Annotated in this window: 19 protein-coding genes and 1 pseudogene; 14 read left to right on the top strand and 6 right to left on the bottom strand. The window is 44.4% G+C overall.

The features are described 5' to 3' along the window. The 5 genes and pseudogenes from AB4623_RS19080 to nth all read left to right on the top strand — a co-directional run. A pseudogene (locus AB4623_RS19080) lies at nt 1–606 on the top strand (electron transport complex subunit RsxC); the annotation flags it as partial. Further along, nucleotides 606–1652, top strand: a complete 1047-nt coding sequence (gene rsxD, locus AB4623_RS19075; RefSeq protein ID WP_017063459.1) for an electron transport complex subunit RsxD — start codon at nt 606–608, stop codon at nt 1650–1652. The pseudogene AB4623_RS19080 and the gene rsxD, both read left to right, overlap by 1 nt. Before the next feature lie 13 nt (nt 1653–1665). After that, nucleotides 1666–2295 (top strand): electron transport complex subunit RsxG, encoded by a 630-nt coding sequence (rsxG, locus tag AB4623_RS19070; protein WP_017061171.1) that lies wholly within the window; start codon nt 1666–1668, stop codon nt 2293–2295. Then, nucleotides 2295–2987: an electron transport complex subunit E gene (locus AB4623_RS19065; protein ID WP_012603531.1), complete on the top strand. Its 693-nt coding sequence runs from the start codon at nt 2295–2297 to the stop codon at nt 2985–2987. Before rsxG ends, AB4623_RS19065 begins: the two co-directional genes overlap by 1 nt. Nucleotides 2988–3151: 164 nt before the next feature. Beyond that, nucleotides 3152–3787 carry an endonuclease III gene (gene nth / locus AB4623_RS19060; protein WP_017061172.1) on the top strand — a complete coding sequence of 212 codons (636 nt, stop codon included), beginning with the start codon at nt 3152–3154 and terminating at the stop codon, nt 3785–3787. 180 nt (nt 3788–3967) lie between these two features. On the opposite strand, the gene AB4623_RS19055 is transcribed toward nth, so the two are convergent. Further along, on the bottom strand, nt 3968–6721 hold the full coding sequence (locus AB4623_RS19055) for a cation-transporting P-type ATPase (protein WP_017061173.1): 2754 nt from the start codon (nt 6719–6721) through the stop codon (nt 3968–3970). Nucleotides 6722–7486: 765 nt separating this feature from the next. On the opposite strand from AB4623_RS19055, the gene gloA reads away from it, so the two are divergent. Then, nucleotides 7487–7903 carry a lactoylglutathione lyase gene (gene gloA / locus AB4623_RS19050; RefSeq protein WP_004734046.1) on the top strand — a complete coding sequence of 139 codons (417 nt, stop codon included), beginning with the start codon at nt 7487–7489 and terminating at the stop codon, nt 7901–7903. A 200-nt stretch (nt 7904–8103) separates the two neighbouring features. Continuing rightward, nucleotides 8104–8538, top strand: a complete 435-nt coding sequence (locus AB4623_RS19045) for a DUF2753 domain-containing protein (RefSeq protein WP_004734047.1) — start codon at nt 8104–8106, stop codon at nt 8536–8538. Between the two features lie 95 nt (nt 8539–8633). Here AB4623_RS19045 and motY read toward each other — a convergent pair whose 3' ends face one another. After that, nucleotides 8634–9515: a flagellar protein MotY gene (motY, locus tag AB4623_RS19040; RefSeq protein WP_372147168.1), complete on the bottom strand. Its 882-nt coding sequence runs from the start codon at nt 9513–9515 to the stop codon at nt 8634–8636. A 188-nt stretch (nt 9516–9703) separates the two neighbouring features. Between motY and rnt the strand changes: the two genes are divergently transcribed. Next, entirely contained in the window at nt 9704–10348 is a 645-nt protein-coding gene (gene rnt / locus AB4623_RS19035) for a ribonuclease T (protein ID WP_017061178.1), read from the top strand. A gap of 64 nt (nt 10349–10412) precedes the next feature. After that, on the top strand, nt 10413–11738 hold the full coding sequence (locus AB4623_RS19030; RefSeq protein ID WP_029235135.1) for a Na+/H+ antiporter family protein: 1326 nt from the start codon (nt 10413–10415) through the stop codon (nt 11736–11738). A gap of 191 nt (nt 11739–11929) precedes the next feature. Here the strand turns inward: AB4623_RS19030 and AB4623_RS19025 are convergent, their stop codons facing one another. Together AB4623_RS19025 and AB4623_RS19020 are read right to left on the bottom strand one after the other, a co-directional pair. After that, a complete protein-coding gene (locus tag AB4623_RS19025; RefSeq protein ID WP_102427881.1) occupies nt 11930–12559 on the bottom strand; it encodes a DsbA family protein in 630 nt (209 codons plus the stop codon). Nucleotides 12560–12657: 98 nt separating this feature from the next. Next, complete coding sequence (locus AB4623_RS19020) at nt 12658–12996, bottom strand: Grx4 family monothiol glutaredoxin (RefSeq protein WP_004741702.1); 339 nt, start codon at nt 12994–12996, stop codon at nt 12658–12660. Between the two features lie 269 nt (nt 12997–13265). On the opposite strand from AB4623_RS19020, the gene sodB reads away from it, so the two are divergent. The 3 genes from sodB (at nt 13266) to AB4623_RS19005 (ending at nt 15563) form a co-directional block, all read left to right on the top strand. Then, nucleotides 13266–13850 (top strand): superoxide dismutase [Fe], encoded by a 585-nt coding sequence (gene sodB, locus AB4623_RS19015; RefSeq protein ID WP_004734050.1) that lies wholly within the window; start codon nt 13266–13268, stop codon nt 13848–13850. 247 nt (nt 13851–14097) lie between these two features. Further along, nucleotides 14098–14601 (top strand): VC2046/SO_2500 family protein, encoded by a 504-nt coding sequence (locus AB4623_RS19010; RefSeq protein WP_261881426.1) that lies wholly within the window; start codon nt 14098–14100, stop codon nt 14599–14601. A 278-nt stretch (nt 14602–14879) separates the two neighbouring features. Then, nucleotides 14880–15563, top strand: coding sequence for an SDR family oxidoreductase (locus tag AB4623_RS19005; protein WP_017061182.1), 684 nt, complete (start codon nt 14880–14882; stop codon nt 15561–15563). Nucleotides 15564–15749: 186 nt separating this feature from the next. On the opposite strand, the gene adhE is transcribed toward AB4623_RS19005, so the two are convergent. Beyond that, nucleotides 15750–18455, bottom strand: coding sequence for a bifunctional acetaldehyde-CoA/alcohol dehydrogenase (gene adhE, locus AB4623_RS19000; protein ID WP_017061183.1), 2706 nt, complete (start codon nt 18453–18455; stop codon nt 15750–15752). 638 nt (nt 18456–19093) lie between these two features. Between adhE and AB4623_RS18995 the strand changes: the two genes are divergently transcribed. Both AB4623_RS18995 and AB4623_RS18990 read left to right on the top strand, forming a co-directional pair. After that, a complete protein-coding gene (locus AB4623_RS18995; RefSeq protein ID WP_004734056.1) occupies nt 19094–19732 on the top strand; it encodes a YchE family NAAT transporter in 639 nt (212 codons plus the stop codon). A gap of 149 nt (nt 19733–19881) precedes the next feature. Next, nucleotides 19882–20724, top strand: coding sequence for an ion transporter (locus AB4623_RS18990; RefSeq protein WP_029235134.1), 843 nt, complete (start codon nt 19882–19884; stop codon nt 20722–20724). Between the two features lie 152 nt (nt 20725–20876). On the opposite strand, the gene asd is transcribed toward AB4623_RS18990, so the two are convergent. Continuing rightward, entirely contained in the window at nt 20877–21995 is a 1119-nt protein-coding gene (asd, locus tag AB4623_RS18985; protein WP_017061186.1) for an aspartate-semialdehyde dehydrogenase, read from the bottom strand. Nucleotides 21996–22431 lie beyond the last annotated feature (436 nt).

Below are 22431 nucleotides of genomic sequence, written 5' to 3'. Positions count from 1 at the left end.
GCGACGCTAAGAAAGATGCTGTTGCTGCAGCTATCGCTCGCGCTAAAGCGAAGAAGGCTCAACAAGCAGAATCAGCTGCTCAAACCGCAAGTGAAGCTTCGGTTGAAAGCTCTGGCGACGCTAAGAAAGATGCAGTCGCTGCCGCTATTGCTCGTGCTAAAGCCAAGAAAGGCTCAACAAGCTGAATCAGCTACTCAAGCCGAAAGTGAAGCTCCGGCTGAAAGCTCTGGCGATGCTAAGAAAGATGCTGTCGCTGCGGCCATTGCTCGTGCTAAAGCCAAGAAAGCACAGCAAGCTAAGCAAGACCAAACAGCAGAAACTCCTGAGCCAGTGATTGAAGTTGAAGCTGAAACTCAACAAGAGTCAGTCGATCCTAAGAAAGCTGCAGTTGCCGCCGCGATTGCTCGTGCTAAAGCGAAAAAAGCCCAGCAAGCGAAACAAGACGAAACAGTAGAAACGCCAGAGCCAGTGCTCGAAGTGGCAGCTGAAACTCAATCTGAAGCTGTTGACCCTAAAAAAGCAGCCGTTGCTGCCGCTATTGCTCGTGCTAAAGCAAGAAAAGCACAGCAAGAGCTAGATAAAAAGAACAATGAGGAGAAAGAGTAGTGGCCTTCTTTATCGCCAGCTCACCGCACGCGCATAGCCGTAGAAGCACCCCAGATCTAATGAAATGGGTGGCTATTTGTGCATTGCCAGGTCTACTAGCTCAAACCTACTTCTTTGGATGGGGTACCCTCATCCAGTTAGTATTTGCTATTGCACTTGCTGTTACCTTTGAAGCAGCCGTCATGCTATTGAGAAAACGCCCGCCAGTAATGGCACTGCGTGATTACAGTGCTGTTGTAACCGCTTGGCTACTGAGTGTCGCGATTCCCCCACACTCTCCGTGGTGGATCCTCGTCATTGGTATGTTCTTCGCTATTATTATCGCGAAACACTTATACGGCGGCCTAGGGCAGAACCCATTTAACCCTGCGATGGTCGCTTACGTTGTTTTGCTGATTTCATTCCCAGTTCAAATGACCAGTTGGAATGCTCCCGCGAGCCTGACAGCAGAAGCAACAAGCTTTATTGACTCATTCTTGATGATCTTTACTGGCTTCAATAACGAAGGTTTGTCTCTGCAACAAGCACGCCTTGGCATTGATGGCACCACAATGGCGACGCCGCTTGATGCATTCAAAACGGCATTAACGGCAGGCAATACTGCCTCAGAAGCACTATCTCAACCTCAATTTAGTTGGTTAGCTGGCGTAGGCTGGGAGTGGGTAAACCTTGCTTACCTAATCGGCGGTTTAGTGCTGATTAAGCAACGTGTTATTCAATGGTATATCCCTGTGGCTTTCATCGGCAGTCTTACTCTGTTTAGCTTAGTGTTCTTAGTGCTCACTCCTGGTGAAACCGCTTCTCCAACCATTCACCTTCTGTCTGGCGCGACTATGCTTGGTGCATTCTTTATTGCAACCGACCCAGTTTCAGCATCCACGACAGTCAAAGGTCGCTTAGTGTTTGGCGCTCTGATCGGCGGTTTAGTCTTTATCATCCGCAGTTGGGGTGGTTTCCCTGATGGCGTGGCGTTTGCTGTATTGTTAGCCAACATGTGTGTTCCACTGATTGACTACTACACCAAACCTCGCACATACGGTCACTAAGGGAGCGAATACCATGCTAAATGCAATTAAGAAAAACGGCCTTGTACTCGCGATTTTTGCGTGTGCTTCGACGGGTTTGGTCGCGGTAACTCACTACCTGACCAAAGATCAGATCAAACAACAAGAACAGGCTCAGTTACTGTCTGTTCTTAACCAAGTGATCCCACACGATCAGCACGACAACGAGCTGTTTTCGTCTTGTACTTTGGTTCAAGCAGAAGAGCTTGGTACTGAGCAAGCGATGCCGGCTTACATTGCTAAGCTTAATGGTGAGCCAAGCGCGATTGCGATCGAAGCGATTGCACCAGACGGCTACAATGGCGCGATTAAAGTCATTGTTGGAATGAAAACTGACGGTACTATTTTAGGTACTCGCGTGCTTTCTCACCAAGAGACTCCGGGCTTGGGTGATAAGATTGATCTGCGTGTGAGTGATTGGATTCTTTCGTTTGCAGGTAAGCAAGTGACGGATTCTAATCTAGACCGTTGGAAGGTTCGTAAAGACGGTGGTGATTTTGACCAGTTTACTGGCGCTACTATCACGCCAAGAGCAGTCGTGAAGTCAGTCAAACAAGCGGTCCAGTACGTTAACCAAAACAACCAAGCATTGCTTGCTCAACCTCTAAATTGTGGTGGTGAATAATGAGTGACCATAAAACATTGATCAAAAATGGCATGTGGGCCAATAACCCTGCCCTAGTGCAACTTCTTGGGTTATGTCCGCTGCTGGCTGTATCGTCAACAGTCACTAACGCACTTGGGCTAGGCATTGCTACCTTGCTTGTACTGGTCGGCTCAAACGTTTCTGTTTCTTTGGTTCGTAATCATGTGCCAAAAGAAGTACGTATCCCAGTATTCGTAATGATCATTGCCTCGCTAGTAACCTGTGTTCAATTGCTGATGAACGCTTACGCCTATGGGCTTTACCTCTCTTTGGGTATCTTCATCCCGCTGATCGTAACCAACTGCATCATCATTGGTCGTGCGGAAGCCTTCGCTTCAAAAAATGAAGTGCTACCAGCGGCTCAAGATGGTTTCTGGATGGGTCTAGGCATGACATCAGTATTGGTCGTGTTAGGTGCGATGCGTGAGATTATTGGTAACGGGACCCTATTTGATGGCGCAGACCTGCTGCTTGGTGACTGGGCTTCGGTGTTACGAATCCAGATATTCCAATTTGATAACAGCTTCTTGTTAGCCCTGCTTCCACCGGGTGCCTTCATTGGTGTTGGTTTCTTAATTGCTTTGAAAAATATCATCGATAACCAAGCAAAATCTAGACAACCAAAACAAGAAAAGCCAGTCATTGAACGCGCTCGCGTTACCAATGCCTAATAAGTTAAATTAGCTTAAACCTCGCTGAGTTAGCTCAACCACTCAGCGGGGGAAATCAGATCTAAACAGTACATATAATAATGACGCTCATAAGAGCGCGTAACCGATGATAAAGCAGAAGCAATCCAAGCTTCATGCCCTAACTATTTGAAAGTAATGTCGCTATGAACAATGTAAAACGAGTAGAAATACTTGAGCGTTTAAGAGAAAACAATCCAAAGCCAGAGACTGAGCTTAACTGGAACAGCCCATTCGAGCTGCTGATTGCCGTTCTATTGTCTGCACAAGCAACCGATGTCAGCGTGAACAAGGCGACGGATAAGCTGTACCCTTTAGCCAACACTCCGCAAGCAATTTTCGACCTAGGTGTTGATGGCTTAAAAGAGTATATCAAGACCATCGGCCTATTTAACTCAAAAGCAGAAAACACCATCAAAACGTGTCGTATGCTGCTTGACCTACATAATGGTGAAGTACCGGAAGATCGCGCTGCATTAGAAGCCCTTCCAGGTGTCGGTCGTAAAACAGCAAACGTAGTGTTAAATACCGCATTCGGTTGGCCAACCATTGCCGTTGATACTCACATCTATCGTGTATCAAACCGCACTAAGCTAGCGATGGGTAAAACCGTCGACGATGTCGAAGCAAAACTACTTAAAGTTATCCCAAAAGAATTCAAACTGGATGTCCACCATTGGCTCATTCTTCATGGACGTTACACCTGTGTCGCACGTAAACCACGCTGTGGCAGCTGTATCATTGAAGACCTCTGTGAATTCAAAGAAAAGAGCGAAGATTAGTCTTTCCGTTCACAACGATTAATCAATACGGCAGCGCTTAAAGCGCTGCTTTTTTATTGCCACTCTCTAGAATCCGCCTCTACATAAGTTTTCACTTCTAATTCTGCGTTCCCAAGACAACAGGCATAAAAAATCCCGCCTTTTATGGCGGGATTCAATTATTTAGCTAAGAAGTCTGTCTTAGATAAACTCCACTTTAGTCACTTCTTTGATAGCAGATAGAACAAATGTTGGTACTGCTGCAATGAAGATTAACGATATTAAGTGATTAAACTCTAGCGCTTCTGTGCTGAATACCAACTGACCGAAGCTTGTGTACACAACGCTTAAAGACAAGATAGCCGATACTGCCACCGCACCAAGTAGGTAGTGGTTAGTGAACGGATTCTTACGATAAATCGTTGTAAACGTACGTGCATCGAACAAGCTCCAAAGTTGAGCAAAGATCAGTGTTAAAAACGCAACGGTTTGTGCGTATTGAGCACTGTAACCACCGTCGAGTGCGTAAGAGAATGTCACAAAGCTTAGACCACCTAATGCGAGACCACGAGTTAGGATACGAGCGCCTAGACCATTAGAGAAGAAGCCTTGGTCACGTTTGCCTGGCTTACGCTCCATGAGATCTTTCTCTTCTGGCTCAACACCGAGTGCGAGTGCTGGTAGACCATCAGAAACGAGGTTAACCCATAAAATCATTAGTGGAGTTAGCGGAAGTACTACATCTGGTCCCATGAGTAGGAATGCAAATAGGATTACCGAAACCTCACCCACGTTCGCTGTAAGTGCTTGGCGGATAAACTTACGTAGGTTATCGAAAATTTGACGACCCTGACGTACCGCCTTCACGATAGTACTGAAGTTGTCATCCAACAGGATAAGGTCACCTGAGTCTTTCGCAACAGACGTACCTGTAATACCCATCGCAACACCAATGTCTGCACGACGCAGTGCTGGCGCATCGTTCACGCCGTCACCGGTCATAGAGGCAACTTCATTGTTCTCTTGCTGCGCTTTTACGATACGCAGCTTGTGCTCTGGAGTAACACGGGCAAATACTGCAACCTGAGAACAGATAGACAACAGCTTCTCGTCATCCATTTGGTCAAGCTCAGCACCCGTTACCACTAGATCGTCTTCGCTACGGATGATTCCGATTTCACGAGCAATCGCTGCTGCCGTGACTGCGTGGTCACCGGTAATCATTACCGTACGAACACCAGCGCTATAACAGCTATTTACTGCATCGCGTACTTCTGGGCGTGGTGGATCCATGATGCCATAGATACCCAGGATGCTGACGTCTTTTTCAAGCTCAGGGAAATCTAACTCAAGCTCTTCTTCTTTTAATTCACGGAAACCAACGGCAAGTGTACGCAGAGCATCACCACCAAAGGTTTGGATTGCCGCTTCAAAGTTTAAATGAAGCTCTTGAGACGGTGCGGTATCGAGAGCCAAGTTGCCTGAAACTTCACAGCCAACCGTTGGTACGAAACCACCGTCAACCATGAAGCTGGTTGATTTACCAAGAACAACATCTGGCGCACCTTTCAATGCTAGGAAGTGCTTACCTTGTGGGTCACGAACGATAACAGAAGCCATCTTACGACCAGAATCGAACGGGAACTTCTTAACGATTGAGTAGCCACCCGTTGATAGCATTTCATCTTGTTTAAGACCTGCTTTTGCAGCTGCAACAATTAGTGCACCTTCTGTCGGGTTGCCACGAACCGTCCATTTACCATCAGCATTGACATATTCAGCATCGTTACAAAGCGTTGCAACAACAAGACCTTTCATCATTGCAGGGCTGTTTGTCGCTTCGACATTGTGACCTTTGGTAATGAATTCACCCTTAGGATCAAAACCTTTACCTGACACATCCCAGTAACGACCAGACACATCGTACGCTTTCATCACCTGCATTTGGTTTTGTGTTAGCGTACCGGTTTTATCTGAACAGATAACGGTTGTAGAACCAAGCGTTTCGATTGCTGCTAGCTGTTTAGCCAAAGCATTATTCTTAACCATCTTAGTTGAGCCCATCGTTAATACGATAGTAACCACCGTTGGTAAACCTTCAGGAATAGCGGCAACCGATAAAGAGATACCTGTTGTTAGGATTTCTAACCATGGCATACCGTGGTAAACACCGATAGCACAAACAATAGCAACAACCACAAGAGCAACAACCAATAATGCGAGTGCGATGGTGTCCATACGCTCTTGCATTGGTGTTTTCGTCTCTTCCGTTTGGTTCATCATATCAGCGATGTGACCAACTTCAGTTTGCATACCTGTGCTTGTTACCACAGCAAGGCCTGTACCTGTAGTCACGATTGTTGTCATGAAGCCCATGTTCTTCTGATCGCCAAGACCAAGGGTCTCATCTTCAAGGCGTTCAGACTGCTTATTCACTGGCTCAGATTCACCGGTCAGTGCAGCCTCATCTACCGTCAGACGGTTTGACTCAAGAATACGAACATCAGCAGGCAGAATATCGCCAGTATTAATTTTGATGATGTCACCAGGAACGAGGGTTTTAGCTGGAACACTGATCCATTTACCATCGCGCATCACTTCGGCTTCTGGAGCTGCCATTTCTTTTAGCGCTTCCATCCCTTTCTGAGCTTTAAATTCTTGCCAGAACGCGATACCAGTATTGATAAGGATAATCACTGCAATAGCCATAGCATCAATCGCGTGGCCAGTAGACCAAGAAACGATTGCACCAACAGCTAGAATAAAAATCAGTGGGTTTTTATATTGATGAATATACAGTTCCCACGCAGAAGCTGACTCTTGTGCAGTCAGTTCGTTAGTGCCGTGCTTCTCTAAGCGTGCATCCGCTTCAGAAGTTGATAAACCTGTCGTTTGATCTGCGTTCAGTTCGTTTAAAACATCTGAACTTTGTTGTGTAAACCATTTACTCGTCATTTGAGTACTCCACATCAATGCCTCACGCCGAGGCTAATGTAATAAAATAATACTTATTCTTATGTGATAGAAAAATCGCACAAATCAAAAGTGAATATTTAGTCGATTTGGTGCGCTTGAAAAACTATATAGTAAGGATTGTCTATTTAGCAAAGATCGCAAAAGATACACTTGATACACACTTGACAACTACTTTGAAAACACAACCACATCAAACATAAAACATAAAACAAACAATACAAGCCCAAACTATTGTTTAAAAAAGATAAGCACAAAAAATAGACACCCTTTGCACTTTCGTAAAAACCATTAGTTATCGGCGTATTTTATCGAAAATTCCTTAATAACGAAGTAAAACATCGGAATAACCTTTCTATAAACAGGGATATGTTGGCGTAATCATAAATTGATAAAATGGAAAGTTAGATGCCAATTGTAAAAACGAAAGGAAATCAGCAACAAGATGGAGATATAAGTCACAATTCAACAACCAAGGCCATTCTTGGCCATTACAAAAAAGACCAACACTCAAACTTACTATTTATGCAAAACTGCGAATTAAGCGCTAGTGACTGACAAATTAATAAGGCCGTCGCTCTTTAATTTCTTGTAATACAAATAAGAAAAAAGGTAGAGGGGGAGAGTAAGATAGATGATGAGAATAAGAAAATATGACCAAACTCATCATCTCTTTGGTGTTGCTTATGAGCTTGCTCATATATAGTGCTATAAAAGAAACAACCAATAACAAGCTAGGAGCAAATCATGTCAAACGGTCGTATTTTACACACCATGCTACGCGTGGGTGATCTAGACAAGTCTATCGAGTTCTACACCAATGTAATGGGCATGCAGCTATTACGTAAGAACGAAAACAAAGAGTACGAATACACACTGGCTTTCGTTGGCTTTGGCGACGAATCTCAAGGCGCAGTGATTGAGCTGACTTACAACTGGGGCACCACGGAATACGATCTTGGCTCTGCTTTTGGTCACGTTGCTATCGGTGTTGATGACATCTACACAACGTGTGATGCGATTAAAGCAGCTGGCGGCAACGTAACGCGAGAAGCGGGTCCGGTTAAAGGCGGCTCTACACACATTGCGTTCGTGAAAGATCCTGATGGCTACATGATTGAGCTGATTCAGAACAAACAAGCAAGCGCAGGTCTAGAAGGTTAATTCCTTAACCTCTTTGAGAAGTTGGGTTTGAACGCCTGAAGAAATGAAAAACGAAGCGAGCACTATGCTCGCTTCTTTTTTATCACTCTCACCATAATCGATATTCTTTACCAATTATTCTTAACAATCTCATTGATGAAACTTTACATGATAATGATTATCATTTAAATTAACCACCTATTGATTAGTGAGGTAATACAATGATTAGCGAATGGGAAAAACACACGTTACTTGCCGATACTGCATTGCAGCTCGACGATCCTGTACGAAGTATTCTTCATTATCAGCAGGCTTTGAACTTAAGTGAAGAAATTACAGAACGCACCGATATTCAAGCCGATGAACGCTTACTGATCTCGGTGATTTCTTGCCACAATCTTGCTCAATTCTGGCGTTGGGCTGGCGACACTGAATACGAGCTCAAGTATCTTCAACTGGCTTCCGAAAAGGTACTCACACTGATCCCTCAGTGCCCTAATACTCAATGTTCAAGCTTTATCGATTCTATTGGTTGCTGTAAGAAAGCGCTGATCGATTTCATGAAACGCCACCCAAACCCTAAAATTGCCTCTATGGTGGAAAAGATCGATACCGCGACCAACTGTGAAATGATCGCCCGCTTCCGCTTGAATTAAACAAGTTCCGTTAAAACAACGACTCCAAATTTAAAACATAAAAAAGCCCGTCATCAAGACGGGCTTTGTCATTTCAAAACAAGCTGTTGTTTAGCTTAAACCTGTGTGCGACCTAAAGAGATCACAACACGTCGGTTCTTATCTTTACCAATTGGCGAGTTATTGTCCGCAATCGGACGACGCTTGCCATAGCCTTGCACTTGGATACGATCTTCTGGCAGGCCTAGAGATTTGAAGTACTCTCTTAACGATTCTGCTCTGCGCTCTGAAAGGTTTGGGCTAATCCCTTTGCTGTCGACAGAGTCGGTGTACGTTGCCACCAGCACAAGGTCGATGTCTTGGTTATAGCGAACGTAATCGGCAATCTGGCTCAGCCTTTTGCGCGACGACTTGTTCAGCTGGTCGCTGTTGCGGTCGTAATGCAAAATAGTGAAAGAGATATCTTCAAAGCTGTAAGGCAGCAGGTTAGCAACACAGTCACTGAACACATTGTATTTTTCTTGGAACAACACCGACGACAACGACACTTCGATACGTTGATCTCGGCTCTGCCACTCTTGGTAGCTGAATGTCGGATAACGCCCTTTCTCCAACTCACTCAAGATGCCCCAAGCTGTTTGACCGCCGACATAGCCGTCAAATTGCTGGAAGAACTTAATGGTTGTCATACGATCAGCACTTTCACCCGGACGCCAAGGTGGCGGCATAGAGATCAAGCTTACATTGCGCGTCGCACCCATTGGACGGCGCATTTTAAGCTCAAAGTCCAAAATGATTTTTTTACTCGCGCGAGATGAGAACTCAGCATCACCAAAGTTTGGAATTGGGTGGACCAAGCGACATTCAAGTGGCGTGTTGGCTACCATCTCCCATGTCGACTGTTGAGGAGATGCTCCGTAACGCTTTTCTTGTGCCATGACCGATGACGACACAAGTAGCGAAAATAGCATTGAACCTGTTATGAGTTGTTTCTTCATAAAGTGGAGTATCTCTTAAGCAATTCGTTTAACAATGCAGCCAATTGCCGCATTTTTCTCTCACGTTTAAATATGCAATTATCAAGCCGCAATGGGTTAGGTAATTTAAGATTTATTGCCCTTCCCTAGTTTTTATCACTGCTATTATCTGCAATAATGCAGCCTTAATCACACTTATTTGGGCTAACATGACTGTAGAAAACGAAGCTCTGACCCTAAAAAAACGCTTTCGCGGCTATTTTCCAGTGGTCATCGACGTGGAAACCGCAGGGTTTAACGCTGAAACCGATGCATTATTAGAAATCTGTGCCATTACATTAAAAATGGATGAGAACGGAGATCTGCACCCTGCATCAACGCTTCATTTTCACATTGAGCCTTTTGAAGGCGCAAATATAGAGCAGGCAGCATTAGACTTTAACGGAATTAAAGACCCATTTAGCCCATTACGTGGTGCTGTGTCGGAACAAGAAGCCCTTAAAGAAATCTACAAGCTAGTGAGAAAAGAACAAAAAGCTTCAGATTGCAGTCGTGCAATCATGGTTGCTCACAACGCTACATTCGATTTGAACTTCGTTAATGCGGCAAGTGAGCGCTGTAAGCTTAAACGCGTCCCTTTCCATCCATTTGCTACTTTTGACACTGCAGCTCTTAGTGGTCTTGCCTACGGTCAAACCGTTTTGGCTAAAGCTTGCCGCACTGCAGGGATGGAATTTGACAACAAAGAAGCACACTCTGCTTTGTATGATACGCAAAAAACCACAGAGTTATTTTGCGGCATTGTAAACAAATGGAAAGCCCTTGGTGGTTGGCCTCTTGTTGACGAAGAATAAAAAATAGAGTCGGTAAACGTTTTTCGTATTGCCTTCATAAAAAACACAACATCCCGAGAATAATATGAATCCTGTTGTAATTTCAGTTTGCATCATGCTTGTTTTAGCTTTGATGCGCGTAAACGTAGTCGTTGCTCTGACGTTCAGTGCAATTATCGGTGGCGTAGCCTCTGGTATGAGCTTGAACGACGCAGTCGCGGCTTTCGAAAGTGGGTTAGGCGGCGGTGCAACGATTGCACTTAGCTACGCTATGCTTGGTACATTCGCTGTTGCTATCTCACGTTCTGGTATCACAGATCTCCTTGCTCAAAGTGTTATCAAACGCATTCACGGCAAAGAGAACAGTGCAGCATCGACTGGTCTTAAATACGGCATGCTTGCGTCGTTGATCTTAGTGACCATGTCTTCGCAAAACGTGATTCCGGTACATATCGCCTTCATCCCAATCTTAATCCCACCTCTACTAGGCGTATTCGCAAAAATGAACCTAGACCGTCGTCTAGTTGCGTGTGTGCTGACTTTTGGTCTGATTACACCTTACATGGTGTTACCGATTGGTTTTGGTGGCATCTTCCTAAACAACATCCTGCTTAAAAACCTTCACGACAATGGTCTTGAAAACGTTGTAGCAAGCCAAGTACCTATGGCAATGTTGTTACCAGCAGCAGGCATGATCTTCGGTCTCCTTACTGCAGTATTCTTTACTTACCGTAAGCCTCGCCAATACAAAGAAACCTCTCACACTGTTGTTTCAACAGAAGTGAAAGAGATCAACAAGAAGCACATCCTAGTAGCAGCAGCTGGTATCGTAGCAGCGCTAACAGTTCAACTATCGACTGGCTCTATGATCATCGGTGCTCTAGCGGGTTTCATGGTATTTACCTTCGGTGGCGTTATTGCTTGGAAAGAGACACAAGATGTCTTCACCAAGGGCGTTCACATGATGGCAATGATCGGTTTCATCATGATTGCAGCAGCAGGTTTCGCGGCAGTTATGAAGCAAACAGGTGGCGTTGAATCTCTGGTTGAAGCACTTTCAACAAGCATCGGCGACAACAAGCCTCTAGCAGCACTACTTATGCTAATTGTTGGTCTATTGGTTACTATGGGCATTGGTTCTTCGTTCTCTACGATTCCAATCCTTGCAACTATCTACGTTCCACTAGCAGCAGCATTTGGCTTCTCGCCAATGGCAACAATCGCTCTAGTAGGTACAGCTGCTGCACTTGGTGATGCGGGCTCTCCGGCTTCTGACTCAACATTAGGTCCAACGTCTGGTCTAAATGCTGATGGTCAACACGAGCACGTATGGGAAACCGTAGTACCGACGTTCCTGCACTACAACATCCCACTGATCGTATTCGGTTGGATTGCAGCCATGGTTCTGTAATTAGGTTCTGTAGTTAAACAGTCCTACGCTCACTTTTATAAAGACCGCCTCGTGCGGTCTTTTTTGTCTCTGAGATTCATTCTACTCTTCCTTCCGCTCACTCTCATTGAACTAGCGACACCAAACAAAAAAGGCTTACTCTGATGAGTAAGCCTTAGAAATCATTGCGAATACAGATGACTCTCGCTGAATTACGCAGCGGGAGCATTACTCACTAAAATTTCGCGAATAGACTTAAGCGTCGCTTCCGTTGAATGATAATCCAATTCAACTTCACTAAAGATGCCGTTCACTTCAAGCATTAAGGTCGGGTAAGAAAATACACCCATCGCTTCTTTAAAGCCTAGCTGGTCATCTAACTCACTTTCCAATAACTTGCTAGAAAGGTCATTTTCAAACTGTTGAACATTCATACCTAGCTCTTCAGCCAACTGCAAATGTGTGTCTTGGCTATGTGGCAAGATCGCACGAAGGTAGTAAGCATGTTGAATCGCTTCAAGCATCGCTTCGTAGTGGTCTTGAAAACCTGCAGCAATCACGGCACGGCACGCAGGGTAAGTACTGCGAACAGGTTGGCACTTTGTCCAAAAATCATGGTTAAACTCAGTACCCAACTTAGCTTCGATCTGCTTCCAAATCGCTTGCAGCTTGCCTTTCATCTCTTCTGACATTGGCTCATCAGAATCCGGGGCCAAACCACCCACTACATAGTTAAACTCAATGCTCGCAGGCAATTGTTGTTTCAATAACTCAAGTGTTGGCTTGTAACCCCAACACCAGCTGCACATTGGATCATGCACATAATGAAGTTTTACGTTCATTGTTCATTCCTTATCGAGTCAATGATTCGATCAATTCAAACAAAAAAGGAGCCTGATTAAGGCCCCTCATTTTAACTATTCAGCGCAAAGGCTAGAACTTATTCAGCGTCATCGCCAGCAACTTTAGCCGCTGCTTCTTTGATGATTGGCTGAAGTTCGCCTTTTTGGAACATCTCAAGAATGATGTCACAACCACCGATTAGCTCACCTTCAACCCAAAGTTGTGGGAAAGTTGGCCACTGTGCGTAAGCAGGAAGCTCTGCACGGATATCAGGGTTTTGTAGGATATCTACGTAAGCAAATTTTTCGCCACATGCCATTAGAGCTTGAGACGCTTGAGAAGAGAAACCACAGCTAGGTAGCTTAGGAGAACCTTTCATGTACAGTAGAATAGTGTTTTCTTCAATTTGCTGTTTGATTTTATCGATAGTTTCCATTGCTTCCTCGTTAATGGATTACGGCTTTTATTGCCTTTATTCTACCCCAAACTAAAAGAATAAAAACCATATAAAAAAAGCGGTTAACAAGCTAAGCTAACAATTCACACAAAAGTAATGAAATAAGCTTTTAATAAAGTAAAAACTTGCTAAACTATATCGCAAGTCAGCAAATTGACCATGGTTGGCAGTATAGCGAGCCATGAATAATAATATCACTGGAAGCAATCGAAAGAGTTAACTCTTTCATATCAATGGAGAATTGAGCAATGGCATTTGAACTACCGGCTCTTCCTTACGCGAAAGACGCGCTAGAACCACACATCTCAGCAGAAACGCTAGATTTCCACCACGGTAAGCACCACAACACTTACGTTGTTAAGCTAAACGGCCTTATCCCAGGTACTGAGTTTGAAGGCAAAACACTAGAAGAGATCGTTAAGACTTCTACTGGTGGTGTTTTCAATAACGCTGCTCAAATCTGGAACCACACGTTCTACTGGCACTGTCTTGCTCCTAAAGCGGGCGGCGAACCAACTGGCGCTGTTGCAGAAGCTATCAACGCTGCATTCGGTTCTTTCGAAGAATTCAAAGCGAAATTCACTGATTCAGCAATCAACAACTTCGGTTCTTCTTGGACTTGGTTAGTTAAGAAAGCTGACGGTTCTCTAGACATCGTTAACACTTCTAACGCTGCTACTCCTCTAACAGAAGAAGGTGTTACTCCACTTCTAACTGTTGACCTATGGGAACACGCTTACTACATCGATTTCCGCAATGTTCGCCCTGACTACATGGCTGCATTCTGGAACCTAGTAAACTGGTCTTTCGTAGAAGAGAACCTAGCTAAGTAATTATTGCTTACGCTGCGCTATTTATAGCGAGTTATCTATTGAAAGCTCATGCCTCGGCGTGAGCTTTTTTGTATCTGTCGTGTTCCACAAAATCTAAACATTTCGTAATAAACCCGCCAATAGCGCTTACTTCTCGAACTATTGATAGCCTTCTTCCCAACCCTACATAAATTCTCTATTTGCCTGTAATTAAACACTAAAGTTTGCCGACTCCATGCCGTTAAAGGTGTATCCAATGAGAGGCGACATGCAAATACATACTTTAGACAAAGCAGGAATCATCAACGAACTGAAGTTCGGCATCGGGATCAGCCAAGCGGTTGAGCAAGGTCGCCGTGCAGATTTCGCGTTGCTGTTATCTATGTTTTCTAATGATGTCCGTGATTGCACGCCAATTGACACCATTGAAATCACAGAGACAAATGAAGATCGCCTGCGCAAACAATTTGGCGTAGCAGAACCTCAACAACTGCGTTCAAACCAGTCTTCATATGAGATTTCAGCTCAGCAATCTAATCATTTTCATCAAGCTAGCCTTGCCAGCGCCAAACTCAGCCATTACTTGAAACCTGAAGCGCTTGCCTTCATGCCTGAAGATACAGCCGACTTACCCGAAGAGGTTTACCAAAACCTTTCTGGTCATGACCGACGCAAACTCGCAAACAAGCATTTACCTGATTTGCCACATGCCACGCTCTACAATGAGCTAACCACCGCGCAACGTCAGTATCAAATTCAAGCTCAAGTATAGCGGTCGCCTACCTTTCCCTTTTTCGCTGTCTATCCATAGCTCTTCTTCGACTAACTCGCACACTTCAAAGTATTCACACGAATGATATGAACCATTAGCCTTAGGCAACCTAAAAACACCTGATGTCGGTTACCGCTTGAAGTTACTACAAAATGTGACGTGCTACTAAGTTCATAAAAACTTATTAATTGGCACACCTTAGTTTGAACCAATTCACACCCGTTGTATAAATTTTAACCCATCCTTATCCGACATGGACGATTTGTTTAGGTACTGGGATGGAAATAAAAAGCTCAATCATATTGGTGACATCTGCCGGCTCGCGACTGGGGGGGGCGATTGCGAACCACTTTGTTAACCTTGGAGCCACCGTCATCCTTTGTGATAAAGACACGGAAGCACTTAAAGCGACGTATCTACAGTGTGCCCGGTTTTCTGACTCTGTTTACCACTACACGCTCAAAGGCAATGACAGCCAAGCGATTCTCAGCGTATATGATTTTATTCAAACCACCTTCAACACGACACCCGATGTGCTGGTCAATAACTGGATAAGCTCCCCAATGCCTAGCCTAATTGGCGATCAGCCTGTGAGCAGCTTTATTAATGATCTCTCATCGATGGCATCGACCCTGTTCGCATTTGGGCAAATCAGTGCTGAGAGATTGCGAGAGGAAGATAAGGAAGGCGTGATTGTGAATGTGATATCTCATGATGACTTTCACGATGTGTCTGGCTTAGAGAGCGCAAACTCAATGATCACTGGCTTTACCCATAGTTGGGCGAAAGAGCTGACTCCCTTTGGCATTCGAGTCGGTGGCGTTGTTCCCGCCGTTCATAACTCCGATGGCAAGCTCAACCGATGTCACTGGGCGCAGCTGCAAGACGAGCTGACCAGAACAACCGAATACATTGTCTCGAATGACTACTTCAGTGGGCGAGTTGTCGCGGCAGAGGTTTAACTCCCTATTCCAATTGAACATGACTGGCTCAGCTCATATTAAATAGCAGAGCTATTGCCTCTCAATCCATTTTACAAACGAACCAAACATAAAAAAAGCCCCAGTCTCTCGACTGGGGCTTTCATCTTTTCCCGATAGATAAGTATCGTGCTAGCGAAAACTTATCTCAAAACTAATGCTTACTTATTATGCGTTAGCTTTTTCTTTTTTAGCTTTTGGCGCTTTCGCTTCAGCTGGCTTTTGGTCTGCTTTCTTAAGGATAACTGTAGTACCTTCGAAAGTTTCGCCTTCAACGTATGGTTGGCCGAAGTAAGAAGTTGTTAGAACTTCTTTTAGCTCAGTGATTAGAGGGTAACGTGGGTTAGCACCTGTACACTGGTCATCGAACGCTTCAACAGCTAGCTCGTCTAGTTTAGCGATGAAGTCAGACTCGTTAACACCCGCAGCTTGGATAGATAGTGGGATATCTAGGTCAACTTTAAGCTCTTCTAACCAAGTCAGTAGACGTTCAATCTTCTGAGCTGTACGGTCACCAGCTTGGCTTAGGCCTAGGTGGTCAGCAACTTCAGCGTAACGACGACGTGCTTGTGGACGGTCGTACTGAGAGAATGCAGTCTGCTTAGTTGGGTTATCGTTCGCGTTGTAACGTACAACGTTTGAGATAAGTAGTGCGTTAGCAAGACCGTGTGGTAGGTGGAACTCAGCACCAATTTTGTGAGCCATTGAGTGACACACACCTAGGAATGCGTTCGCAAATGCTACACCAGCGATAGTTGCTGCGTTGTGTACTTTCTCACGAGCTATTGGGTCAGCCGCACCATTTTTGTAGCTTGATGGTAGGTATTCTTTAAGCATCTTAAGAGCTTGAAGAGCTTGACCGTCTGAGTACTCGTTCGCTAGAACAGATACGTAAGCTTCAAGAGCGTGAGTTACTGCATCGTAACCACCGAACGCTGTTAGAGACTTAGGCATGTTCATTACTAGGTTCGCATCAACGATAGCCATGTTTGGCGTGATTTCGTAATCAGCTAGTGGGTATTTAGCACCAGTCTTGTCGTCAGTAACAACAGCGAATGGAGTAACCTCTGAACCTGTACCTGAAGTTGTAGTGATACATACAAGCTCAGCTTTTTGACCCATTTTAGGGAACTTGTAGATACGTTTACGGATGTCCATAAAGCGCATTGCTAGTTCTTCGAAGTGAGTTTCTGGGTGCTCGTACATAACCCACATGATCTTAGCAGCATCCATTGGAGAACCGCCACCTAGAGCAAGGATTACGTCAGGTTGGAAGCTCTTCATTGCTTCAGCGCCTTTCTCAACAACAGATAGCGTTGGATCCGCTTCTACGTCGAAGAAAGTTTGAACTTCGATGCCTTGTGCTTTAAGCAAGCTAACTACGTCATCTGCGTAACCGTTGTTGAATAGGAAACGGTCAGTTACTAGGAATGCGCGTTTCTTACCTTCTAGGTCGCTCATTGCGATTGGAAGGCTACCACGACGGAAGTAGATAGACTTAGGTAGTTTGTGCCACAACATGTTTTCAGCTCGCTTCGCTACAGTTTTCTTGTTGATAAGGTGCTTAGGACCTACGTTCTCAGAGATAGAGTTACCACCCCATGAACCACAACCTAGAGTTAGAGAAGGTGCAACGTTGAAGTTGTACAGGTCACCGATACCACCGTGAGTAGTCGGGATGTTGATTAGGATACGAGCAGTCTTCATCTTGTCACCGAAGTAACGGATGCGGTCTGCGTTAGTATCTTGGTTAGTGTAAAGACCAGATGTGTGACCGATACCACCGATTTCAACCATAGTTACCGCTTGAGCAACTGCGTCTTCGAAGTCATCTGCGCGGAATAGACCTAGAGTTGGAGATAGTTTCTCGTGAGCGAATTCGTCATCGTAAGAAACTTTACCAAGACCTTCACCTACAAGTACTTTTGTATCAGCAGGAACTTTAACACCAGCCATTTCAGCGATTGCTGGAGCAGGTTGACCTACGATTTTAGCGTTTAGGTTGCCGTCGATAAGCAGAACTTTACGTACTTTATCAGCGTCAGCTTTAGATAGAACGTGAGCTTTGTGAGAAGCGAAACGCTCTTTAACTTCGTCATATACTTCGCTAACTACGATTGCAGCTTGCTCAGAAGCACATACTACGCCGTTATCGAAAGTCTTAGACATAAGGATAGATGCTACAGCACGTTTGATGTCAGCTGTTTCATCGATAACGACAGGAACGTTACCAGCACCAACACCGATAGCAGGCTTACCTGAAGAGTATGCTGCTTTAACCATGCCTGGACCACCAGTAGCAAGGATAAGTGCGATACCGTCGTGCTTCATAAGCGCGTTAGAAAGCTCTACAGATGGTTGGTCGATCCAACCGATGATGTCTCTTGGAGCACCAGCTGCAACAGCTGCGTCTAGAACTAGTTTCGCTGCGTCGTTAGTTGAGTTCTTTGCACGTGGGTGTGGCGAGAAGATGATGCCGTTACGTGTCTTAAGAGAAATTAGAGATTTGAAGATTGCTGTAGAAGTTGGGTTCGTTGTTGGAACGATACCACAGATGATACCTACAGGCTCAGCGATAGTCATTGTGCCTAGGTTGTCATCTTCTTCTAAGATGCCACATGTTTTTTCGTCTTTGTATTTGTTGTAGATAAATTCAGATGCAAAGTGGTTTTTGATAACCTTATCTTCAACAATACCCATTCCAGATTCAGCAACTGCTTGTTGAGCAAGTGGAATACGAGCGTGGTTAGCAGCAAGAGAAGCTGCGCGGAAGATTGCGTCTACTTTCTCTTGAGAGAATGTTGCAAACTCTTCTTGTGCTGCTTTAACGCGAGCTACTAGAGCATCAAGTTCCGCTAAGTTAGTTACAGGCATGGTGGATCTCCTAAAATAATAAATATTAAAAACTTTTTATTAAACTCGCTGCTTGCCGTTAACCTTAAACACCAACGTTCTTAGTAAATTGCTTTCAGGGCTGAGTATATTATTTCACTGTGTGAAAAAAATTGACCCAGATCAGTTACCCAAAAAGAATTAACCAGAAAGTAGTAAGGCAATCGCAAAAATGAACTTAAGAGCATGATTTATATAGATTAAACTCACACTTTTCGTTCGCGAAAAAAACAAGCAAACAGACAACTTTTTTCTACATAGCGTAATAAACTGTAAAAAAGTTTCATTTTTAGTCCGTTAAATTACATGTATACAGCTATATTCGTGCTACTGAGAGTATATCCATACCGTTGTACGGGCTAGATTCTGACATAATTTTTATTAATTTCGTGCGTCGGTTAACAGTTACTCAATAATAAATTACAAAATTAAACACTACCAACTAGCTTGCAACAGGCTTAAAACAAAAGTGAGATTCAATTAGTTTTTCTAAAAAGAATCACCCATTTCAAGTTAGTTTTTTTCATTCGCGTAAATCGAGTTTGTCCCTTACATTACGCGCCTAAACTATTCACAGATCAACCCTTCAACCTTAAGTACGCTAACTGGAGATCGCTCTCATGCAAGGCTTAGAACTCGCAATTTTTATGCAATTCTTCCTTGGGCTTGTTGCTGCCGTAAACCCAATCGGCATCATGCCTGTTTTTGTTTCTCTTACTGCTCATATGCCGCCAGAAGAGAGGAACAGGACAGCCTTACAAGCAAACATTGCTGTTGCCGTGATCCTCATTGTCTCTCTTGTTGCAGGGCAAATGCTGCTTGATATGTTTAGTATCTCGCTGGACTCATTCCGTGTTGCAGGTGGTTTACTATTACTGAGCATCGCATTTTCGATGATGAGCGGTAAGCTCGGTGAAGATAAGCAGAACAAACAAGAGAAGTCTGAATACATCAGCAAAGAGCAGATCGGCGTTGTTCCACTTGCTATGCCGCTAATGGCAGGCCCAGGTGCAATCAGCTCGACCATTGTTTATGGTTCTCGCTACCCTGCTGCTATTGATACGGTCGGCATCGGCATTAGCATCATCGCATTCGCAACGTGCTCTTGGCTTTTGTTCCGTTCAGCGCCGGTTATCGTTCGCTTTTTAGGTCAAACGGGTATCAACGTGATCACTCGTATCATGGGTCTGATTCTTGGCGCATTGGGCATCGAGTTCATCGCCAATGGCCTACGTAATCTGTTCCCAGGCTTGGCATAACGTTTAACAACATTTCGGTTGCTCTATAAAGGGCAACAATATTGAAATATAGATGAGGCGAGTAAAGCAATTGGGCTTTCACTCGCCTCGTTATTATGAAGCTTGTATAATGACTGTTAATGCATTTAACAGAAGACGAACCTCTCCTTATGTCACGCAAGCCACTCAAGCATCATTTGTACGTCATTATCTTTGGTACTCACACGCCAGCCGGACGTGCATTTGATATAACTCTGATCGTTGCAATCTTGGCTTCGCTGTTGGTTCTGATCTTAGAATCCATCCCTAATGTGATGACCGAATGGTCACAACAGCTGCGTTATATCGAATACACCTTCACTGCACTCTTCACTCTTGAGTATTTGTTAAGGCTCTATTGCTCCCCAAAGCCAAAATCTTACGCCACCAGTTTTTATGGTGTCGTTGACCTATTGGCGATTCTTCCGACCTACCTAGCAATCATCTTCCCAGGCGCTTCATTTATGGGTGTGGTGAGACTGCTGCGTGTGATGCGTATCTTCCGAATTCTAAAGCTAGTTCGCTACCTGCAAGATTCCAATATTCTGTTGCGCTCACTATTAATGGCACGACGAAAGATACTGATCTTCTTTAGCACCGTCGGCATCTTGGTGGTTATCTTTGGCGCCTTGATCTTTGTTATTGAAGGTCCTGACAATGGCTTCACCAGTATTCCTCACAGTATCTATTGGGCCATCGTGACTATCACTACGGTAGGTTATGGTGACATGGTGCCGCAGACCGCGCTTGGTAAAGCCATAGCATCACTGACCATGCTATTGGGTTACTCTATCTTAGCAGTGCCAACCGGGATCATTACTGCAGAACTCAGTAATGAGATGAACTCGCACAAAGAGTTGGTTAAGTGCCCGAATTGTAACCGAGCGGGTCATGATTCAGACGCCATGTATTGCAAGCACTGTGCTAGCGAATTAGCGGATCCAGACAAGCGTGTCGTCACCGACGAGAAATAAAAGCAGACACGAGATTCGAGTAGCGAGATGCGAAGAGATTTAAGGGCAGTTTCGAGGGCCGAATAACGAGGTAGCAATAAACTAAAAAGGGTTGACGTTTGTCGTCAACCCTTTCGGTTTATCAGCTAATAGAATTTAAGCAATCTTGCCTATTACGATTTCTCAGCAAGGATAATGCGTAGAGTACGACGTAGTGGTTCTGCAGCACCCCAAAGTAGTTGGTCACCAACCGTGAAGGCGTTTAGGAAGTCGTTACCCATCGACATCTTACGCAGACGACCGACAGGTACAGACATTGTGCCTGTTACTTTCGCTGGTGTTAGCTCCTGTGCCGTGATGTCGCGGTCATTAGGAATCACTTTAACCCAATCATTGTGCGTTGCGATGATCTCTTCGATCTCGTCCATTGGCACGTCTTGCTTAAGCTTGATCGTTAGTGCTTGAGCGTGACAACGCATTGCACCGATTCGTACACAAGTACCATCAATTGGGATTGGCTGACCATCTAGACCAAGAATCTTGTTCGCTTCAACACCGGCTTTCCACTCTTCTTTACTCTGACCGTTTTCACGCTTCACATCGATCCAAGGAATCAGTGAGCCTGCAAGCGGAGCACCAAATTGGTCTGTTGGGAATGAAGATGAACGAATCGTATCAGCCACTTTCTTATCGATATCAAGAATTGAGCTTGAAGGGTTTGCTAACTCAGAACTTACGCTGTCGTTGATCACACCCATTTGTGAGATCAGCTCACGCATGTTCTTAGCACCCGCACCAGAAGCTGCTTGGTAAGTCATGGCACTCATCCACTCAACCATGCCTTTCTCGTACAGACCACCTAGAGCCATAAGCATTAAGCTCACAGTACAGTTACCGCCAACGAACGTGTTGGTGCCGCTGTGAATGCCTTGCTGGATTTGAGCCAAGTTAACAGGATCAAGAGTGATGATTGAATCAGCATCCATACGCAGAGTAGATGCTGCATCAATCCAGTAACCTTTCCAACCTGCTTGACGCAGTGCTGGGTATACTTTTGATGTGTAATCGCCGCCTTGACAGGTAATCACAGCATCAAGCTGTTTTAGGCTATCAATATCAAAAGCGTCTTGAAGTAGACCCGCATCTTTACCACCTAAAACAGGGGCAGGAATACCAATCTGAGATGTGCTGTAATAAACAGGCTCAATCAAGTCGAAGTCTTTCTCTTCAACCATACGTTGCATCAGTACAGAACCAACCATACCGCGCCAACCAACTAGACCTACTCTCATCGCTCACTCTCCATGTATAAATTAAAAATTGCTCTCCCCCATCTATAAGTTTTTCAGAAACAGAACTCAAGTGCTTTTTGTCAAAAAGTGTAACTTTTTCGTTTCTTTTAAGTGAACGTAATGAATCGTGCAGTTATCTCTGTATCGACATTCCATCTCCACCTCATTGATTAAGCGTCCATTATCGTCAAATTCAAACATTTACATCGCCAAAGTCGATTCAATCGACGCTCATCACAAACAGTAAATCCCTCTTTTAAACCAAGGTTAATCAGAGTTTTATTTTACAAAACGAAAACAACGTGCGACAGATTTCAACATGTAACAATCATGAATGTAACAAAAATTTAGATTATGAAACCACAATTGATTGAGTTAACAGTCAAATATCACAACTTGGGCGTATTTTTTCGATATAATAAACTAATTACTGTAG

The sequence above is a fragment of the Vibrio sp. 10N.222.52.C12 genome (assembly GCF_041474215.1).
GTDB classification, from domain to species: Bacteria; Pseudomonadota; Gammaproteobacteria; order Enterobacterales; family Vibrionaceae; genus Vibrio; species Vibrio crassostreae_C.
Note: the sequence above shows the minus strand (reverse complement) of the source record. Positions and strands in the feature narration are given on the sequence as shown.

Coding starts and splice junctions, on each gene's coding strand:
- AB4623_RS18990 (WP_029235134.1), top strand. CDS start 19,882: ATGTCACGCAAGCCACTCAAGCATCATTTGTACGTCATTATCTTTGGT.
- rsxG (WP_017061171.1), top strand. CDS start 1,666: ATGCTAAATGCAATTAAGAAAAACGGCCTTGTACTCGCGATTTTTGCG.
- adhE (WP_017061183.1), bottom strand. CDS start 18,455: ATGCCTGTAACTAACTTAGCGGAACTTGATGCTCTAGTAGCTCGCGTT.
- AB4623_RS19025 (WP_102427881.1), bottom strand. CDS start 12,559: ATGAACGTAAAACTTCATTATGTGCATGATCCAATGTGCAGCTGGTGT.
- AB4623_RS19010 (WP_261881426.1), top strand. CDS start 14,098: ATGCAAATACATACTTTAGACAAAGCAGGAATCATCAACGAACTGAAG.
- asd (WP_017061186.1), bottom strand. CDS start 21,995: ATGAGAGTAGGTCTAGTTGGTTGGCGCGGTATGGTTGGTTCTGTACTG.
- sodB (WP_004734050.1), top strand. CDS start 13,266: ATGGCATTTGAACTACCGGCTCTTCCTTACGCGAAAGACGCGCTAGAA.
- AB4623_RS19020 (WP_004741702.1), bottom strand. CDS start 12,996: ATGGAAACTATCGATAAAATCAAACAGCAAATTGAAGAAAACACTATT.
- AB4623_RS18995 (WP_004734056.1), top strand. CDS start 19,094: ATGCAAGGCTTAGAACTCGCAATTTTTATGCAATTCTTCCTTGGGCTT.
- rnt (WP_017061178.1), top strand. CDS start 9,704: ATGACTGTAGAAAACGAAGCTCTGACCCTAAAAAAACGCTTTCGCGGC.
- nth (WP_017061172.1), top strand. CDS start 3,152: ATGAACAATGTAAAACGAGTAGAAATACTTGAGCGTTTAAGAGAAAAC.
- AB4623_RS19030 (WP_029235135.1), top strand. CDS start 10,413: ATGAATCCTGTTGTAATTTCAGTTTGCATCATGCTTGTTTTAGCTTTG.
- AB4623_RS19045 (WP_004734047.1), top strand. CDS start 8,104: ATGATTAGCGAATGGGAAAAACACACGTTACTTGCCGATACTGCATTG.
- AB4623_RS19005 (WP_017061182.1), top strand. CDS start 14,880: ATGGAAATAAAAAGCTCAATCATATTGGTGACATCTGCCGGCTCGCGA.
- gloA (WP_004734046.1), top strand. CDS start 7,487: ATGTCAAACGGTCGTATTTTACACACCATGCTACGCGTGGGTGATCTA.
- AB4623_RS19055 (WP_017061173.1), bottom strand. CDS start 6,721: ATGACGAGTAAATGGTTTACACAACAAAGTTCAGATGTTTTAAACGAA.
- AB4623_RS19065 (WP_012603531.1), top strand. CDS start 2,295: ATGAGTGACCATAAAACATTGATCAAAAATGGCATGTGGGCCAATAAC.
- motY (WP_372147168.1), bottom strand. CDS start 9,515: ATGAAGAAACAACTCATAACAGGTTCAATGCTATTTTCGCTACTTGTG.